At 74.8% G+C, this 4,745-nt stretch carries 5 protein-coding genes; 2 read left to right on the top strand and 3 right to left on the bottom strand.

All coding sequences use genetic code 11. The features are described 5' to 3' along the window. The 3 genes from HYE82_RS34065 to HYE82_RS34055 form a co-directional block, all read right to left on the bottom strand. A partial coding sequence (locus HYE82_RS34065) for a TerD family protein (protein ID WP_179178087.1) occupies positions 1–537 on the bottom strand: 537 nt, incomplete at its 3' end. Positions 538–667: 130 nt separating this feature from the next. Next, on the bottom strand, positions 668–889 hold the full coding sequence (locus HYE82_RS34060) for a hypothetical protein (protein ID WP_179178086.1): 222 nt from the start codon (positions 887–889) through the stop codon (positions 668–670). Positions 890–941: 52 nt separating this feature from the next. Further along, complete coding sequence (locus tag HYE82_RS34055) at positions 942–2,483, bottom strand: aldehyde dehydrogenase (NADP(+)) (RefSeq protein ID WP_179178085.1); 1,542 nt, start codon at positions 2,481–2,483, stop codon at positions 942–944. A 162-nt stretch (positions 2,484–2,645) separates the two neighbouring features. Between HYE82_RS34055 and HYE82_RS34050 the strand changes: the two genes are divergently transcribed. Further along, positions 2,646–3,524 carry an IclR family transcriptional regulator gene (locus HYE82_RS34050; RefSeq protein ID WP_256988078.1) on the top strand — a complete coding sequence of 293 codons (879 nt, stop codon included), beginning with the start codon at positions 2,646–2,648 and terminating at the stop codon, positions 3,522–3,524. A gap of 97 nt (positions 3,525–3,621) precedes the next feature. After that, complete coding sequence (locus HYE82_RS34045; protein ID WP_256988077.1) at positions 3,622–4,677, top strand: hypothetical protein; 1,056 nt, start codon at positions 3,622–3,624, stop codon at positions 4,675–4,677. Positions 4,678–4,745 lie beyond the last annotated feature (68 nt).

Here is a 4,745-nt window from a genome sequence, read left to right as displayed (position 1 = left end):
GGCCTGCGGGGCGGTGGCGGGCGCAGGGGCCGGTTCCTCGTCCACCGAGACCCCGAAGTCGGTGGCGATGCCGGCGAGGCCGTTCGCGTACCCCTGGCCGACCGCGCGCACCTTCCACACGCCGCCGCGCTGGTAGACCTCGACGACCACGAGCGCCGTCTCCGTGCCCAGCTGCGGCGGGGTGAAGGTGGCGATCACCGCGCCGGTGTCCGCGTGCCGCACGGTGGCGGTGGGCTCGATGCCCTGGAAGGTCTGCCCCGCCGCGTCGGGGCTGGCCGTGACCACGATCCGCTCGATGCCGGGCGGCAGCCCGCCGGTGTCCACGGTGATGGAGTCGGGGGCCGCACCGCCGCCGGACCGGTGGCTGACACCGGGCCCGGACGGCTGGTTGTAGAAGATGAAGTCGGCATCGGAGCGCACCTTGCCGTCGGCCGTGAGGAGGAGCCCCGACACGTCGAGCCGCACCGGGGCAGCCACGTCCACCGTCACCCGGACGGCATTGAGCGGCAGGTTGGAACCAGGGGTCATAGCGGTCATGCCCGGAGAACGACCGGGGGTGCCGTGCCGTTCCCCCCGGTCCGCGCGGAGGGGCCGGGTGGGGGACGGGCGGGCGGCAGGGTGCCGGCGTGTTCCGGGTGCCGGGGTACGTGCCGTGCCGGCGGAGCCGTCAGCGGCGGTTGCGGGGGTGGTTCTTGGCCGTGCGCTCGTTCCCGAACCTGTACGCGCCCGTCCAGCGGGCCATCGCGAGCTGCGCGTCGCCGGTCTCCACCTCGGCCAGGAACTTCTCGGCGCGGGCTCCGCGCAAGGTGCCCGCGGCCCGGCCCCGGTGGGTGATGACGACGCTTCCGTCGCCTCTTCGCTCGTACGTGAATCCGTGCGGTCTCGGCATGGGCCGCAGCCTGCCCCGCAAGGCGCGGGGCGGGCAACGGAATTTCCCGGACTCAGCGGCCGGCCCGGCCCGCGGCTTCGGTGACGCGGCGCGGCAGACCCAGCGGGTTCGCCTCGCGCAGCTCGGCCGGGAGCAGCGGGTCCGGCACGGACTGGTAGGCCACGGGGCGCAGCCAGCGTTCGATCGCGGTGGCCCCGACCGAGGTGGAGTGCGAGGTCGCGGCCGGGTACGGGCCGCCGTGGTGTTGGGCCGGGGCCACCGCGACGCCGGTGGGCCAGCCGTTGACCACGACCCGCCCGGCGAGCGCCGTGACGCGGGAGACCAGCTCCGCCGCAGGGCCGGGGGCTCCCTCCGCCTCGGCGGCGGAGAGCTGGAGGGTGGCGCTCAGATTGCCGGGGAGCCGGTCGAGCACCGCGCCGGCCTCCTCCTGGTCGGCGTACCGGACGACGACGGTCACCGGGCCGAAGCACTCCTCCAGCAGCACCTCGTGGGCCGGGCCCGCCAGCAGGCTCGCGGCAGGCACGGCCAGGTACCCCGCGCCGACGGTGTGCTCCCCGGCGGGGCCCGGCGTGACGGGTGCGGTGACACCGGGCAGCGTCGCCCGCTCGGCGACCCCCGCGATGAAGTTGTCCCGCATCCGGTGGTCGAGCAGAACACCCGGACCGGTCTCGCCGAGCGCCTTGGCGAGGGAGTCGGTGAGCCGGTCCCCGGCCGCGCCCTCCGGGACGAGGACCAGGCCCGGCTTGACGCAGAACTGGCCGACGCCGAGGGTGACCGAGCCCGCCAGCCCGGCGCCGATCTCCTCGGCGCGCTCGGCGGCGGCGTCCGGGGTGACCACGACGGGGTTGAGGGAGCCGAGTTCGCCGTGGAAGGGGATGGGGACGGGGCGCGCGGCGGCCGCGTCGAAGAGCGCCCGACCGCCGCGGAGCGAGCCCGTGAAGCCGGCGGCGGCGACGAGCGGGTGGCGGACCAGCTCCAGGCCGGCGTCGAACCCGTGGAGGACGGTGACGACCTCGCCCGGCAGCCCGACGGCCACCGCTGCCCGGCGCAGCAGCGAGGCGCACAGCTCGGAGGTGGCCGGGTGGTCGGGGTGCGCCTTGACGACCACGGGGCAGCCGGCGGCCAGCGCGCTCGCGGTGTCCCCGCCGGGGACCGAGAACGCGAGCGGGAAGTTGGAGGCGGCGTAGACGGCGACGACGCCGAGCGGCACCTTGTAGCGGCGCAGTTCGGGGCGCGGCGGGGTGAGGGAGGGGTCCGGCCGGTCGATCCGGATGTCGAGGTAGCCGCCGTCGGCGACGGCGTCGGCGAAGGCGCGCAGCTGGCCGGTGGTGCGGGCGAGCTCGCCGGTGAGCCGGGCCGGTCCGAGGGCGGTCTCGGCGTCGGCGGCCTCGACGACCTGGTCCGCGGCGGCGTCGAGCAGGTCCGCGGCGGCGCGCAGGAACGCGATGCGGGCGGTGCGGTCCGCGAGCGCCGGGCGGGCGGCCCGGGCCGCGCGGACGGCTTCGTCGACCTCGGGGGATCCGGCTTCCACCGCAACCTGCGCCCGCTGCTTCCCGGTGCGGGGGTCCACACTCCAGACTGGTGTCCCTGCCATGCCGCACTGCCTCCTGGATCTACGCCGCCCTGTGCGGTGGCGTTCAGTATTCTGAACGCCGTTCCGATGGGTGAATGATCTCCATCCGTTCCGGACTCTATTTCCGCGTCTTTCGCGTGACAAGAGAACAAGGACAAGAGAACAAGAGGGGCAGGAGGGCGAATGGCCAGAGGTGGGCGCATCGAGTTCGCCGCGGCAGCGGCAGCGGCAGCGGCAGCGGCAGAAGCAGGGGCAGGGGCAGCGGGCGGGGGCGGCCGTTCCGAGGGGGCCGTCGGCGCGGCCGGCGCGGCCCCGGCGGCCGTGAAGTCCGCCGTCCGCACGGTCGTGTTGCTGGAGCACTTCGCGGCGCGGCCCGGCCTGCACAGCCTCGCCGACATCCAGCACGATCTCGGCCTGCCCAAGTCCAGCCTCTACATGCTGCTGCGTACGCTCGTGAACCTCGGGTGGGTGGAGACGGACGCCACGGGCACGCGGTACGGCATCGGTGTACGGGCCCTGCTCGTCGGCAGCTCCTACATCGACGGGGACGAGGTGGTCGCCGCGGCCCGGCCCACCCTGGACCGGCTTTCCGAGGACACCACCGAAACGATTCACCTGGCCCGGATGGACGGGCGGAGCGTCGTCTACCTGGCCACCCGCCAGTCCCAGCACTACCTGCGGCCGTTCACCCGGGTGGGGCGGCGGCTGCCCGTGCATTCGACCGCGCTGGGCAAGGCGCTGCTCGCCACGCACTCCGACGAGGAGGTGCGCACGCTGCTGCCTCGCCGGCTGGACGCGGTGACCGAGCACACCGTCACCGACCGGGAACAGCTCATCGAGGAGCTGGCGGTGGTGCGGGAGCAGGGGTACGCGGTGGACCGGGAGGAGAACACGCTCGGGCTGCGCTGCTTCGGCGTGGCCGTGCCGTACCGGACGCCGGCGCGGGACGCGGTGAGCTGCTCGGTGCCGGTGGCCCGGCTGACGGCGGACCACGAGGATGCGATCAAGGCGGCGCTGTTCGCGGCCCGGGACCGGCTGTCGGTGGTGACCCGGCGCATGTGAGGCGGAACGGGGGCGGAGGGGCTCCTCCCCCGTGCAGGGGAGGCGGTTCACCTTCGCGGGGGAGGTGGCGGGGCGCACGGCACGCGACTGTTGAGCCATGACGACACGAGCGGTGCGACGCACGACCGGCACGGCGAACCCGAACCACCCGACCGACCCGGCGAACCCGATGAACCCGGCGGACCCGAACCTTCCGGCGGCCGCGGCGGGCTCGGCCACCCCGGCGACCCCGATCCAAAGGGTCCTGCGAGCGGCGGCCATGATCGCCACCGTGCCCTACCTGGCCCTGAAGGCGGCGTGGCTGGCGGGGAGCCACATCGGCATACCGGACGGCAGCGTGCTGCTGCAGTCCGGGCTGTTCACCACTGTGGCCAACGCCGTCACGATCGCGATGGACACCTGTGTGATCGTGCTCGCGCTGCTGCTCACCCGGCCCTGGGGCAGACGGGTACCGGGGTGGCTGCTGATCGTCCCCGTGTTCACGGCCACCGGACTGCTCACCCCGATCATGACCGCCTTCCCCGGCCAACTCCTCCTCAGAGCGCTGGGGCTGGGAGCCGGTGAAGCGGTCAAGGCCGCGCGGGAGCCGTTCCTCGACGACTGGGTGTACCTCGTCGTCTACCCCGGCTTCATCATCCAAGGAATCGCCTTGGCCGGGCTGTTCGTCCCCTATGCGCGCGAGCGCTGGGGGCGGTGCGGGCAGGGCGCGCCGGGCGCGCGGCTCCCGTCATCCACGGGGGTGGTGGCGGGGGCCGCGGCCGCGGTCGGCGCGGCGGTGGGAGCGGTACACCTGTACTGGGCCTTCGGCGGTACCACCGGGCGGAGTGCCGAGCAGGTGGCGCAGTACTCGGCGGAGAACGGCGTGGTCTCGGCGGTCCACGGGCTGTGCGCGCTGGCGGCGGGTGCCGGGGCGCTGCTGCTGGCCCGGGGCGGGGCGCTGCGGACCCGGTGGCCGCTGGCCCTCGCCTGGATCGGGTCGTCGGCGGCGCTGGGCTGGGGGCTGTGGCTGCTCCTGGCGGTGCTGGGGCTGGAGTTCGGCGAGGCCGAACGCGTCTCGCCGATGATCTTCCTGACCTACGCTGGCCAGGTGCTCGCCGGCTGCCTCTCCGCGGCCGTCCTGGCCCGGTTCATCCGGTCACGCCTCGCGGCCTGAGCCGGCCGCGCGGGAACCGCTGCGGGCGAATGAGGGGCCCGGAGGAAGGGTCGGGCCGGGGCGGGTGA

It is taken from the genome of Streptomyces sp. BR123, assembly GCF_013401435.1.
Classification (GTDB): domain Bacteria; phylum Actinomycetota; class Actinomycetes; order Streptomycetales; family Streptomycetaceae; genus Streptomyces.
This window is presented reverse-complemented; position numbering and strand designations above follow the sequence as displayed.

Bases quoted from the DNA above. Each gene is read 5' to 3' on its own strand.
- HYE82_RS34050 (WP_256988078.1), top strand. From the start codon at position 2,646: ATGGCCAGAGGTGGGCGCATCGAGTTCGCCGCGGCAGCGGCAGCGGCA.
- HYE82_RS34060 (WP_179178086.1), bottom strand. From the start codon at position 889: ATGCCGAGACCGCACGGATTCACGTACGAGCGAAGAGGCGACGGAAGC.
- HYE82_RS34055 (WP_179178085.1), bottom strand. From the start codon at position 2,483: ATGGCAGGGACACCAGTCTGGAGTGTGGACCCCCGCACCGGGAAGCAG.
- HYE82_RS34045 (WP_256988077.1), top strand. From the start codon at position 3,622: ATGACGACACGAGCGGTGCGACGCACGACCGGCACGGCGAACCCGAAC.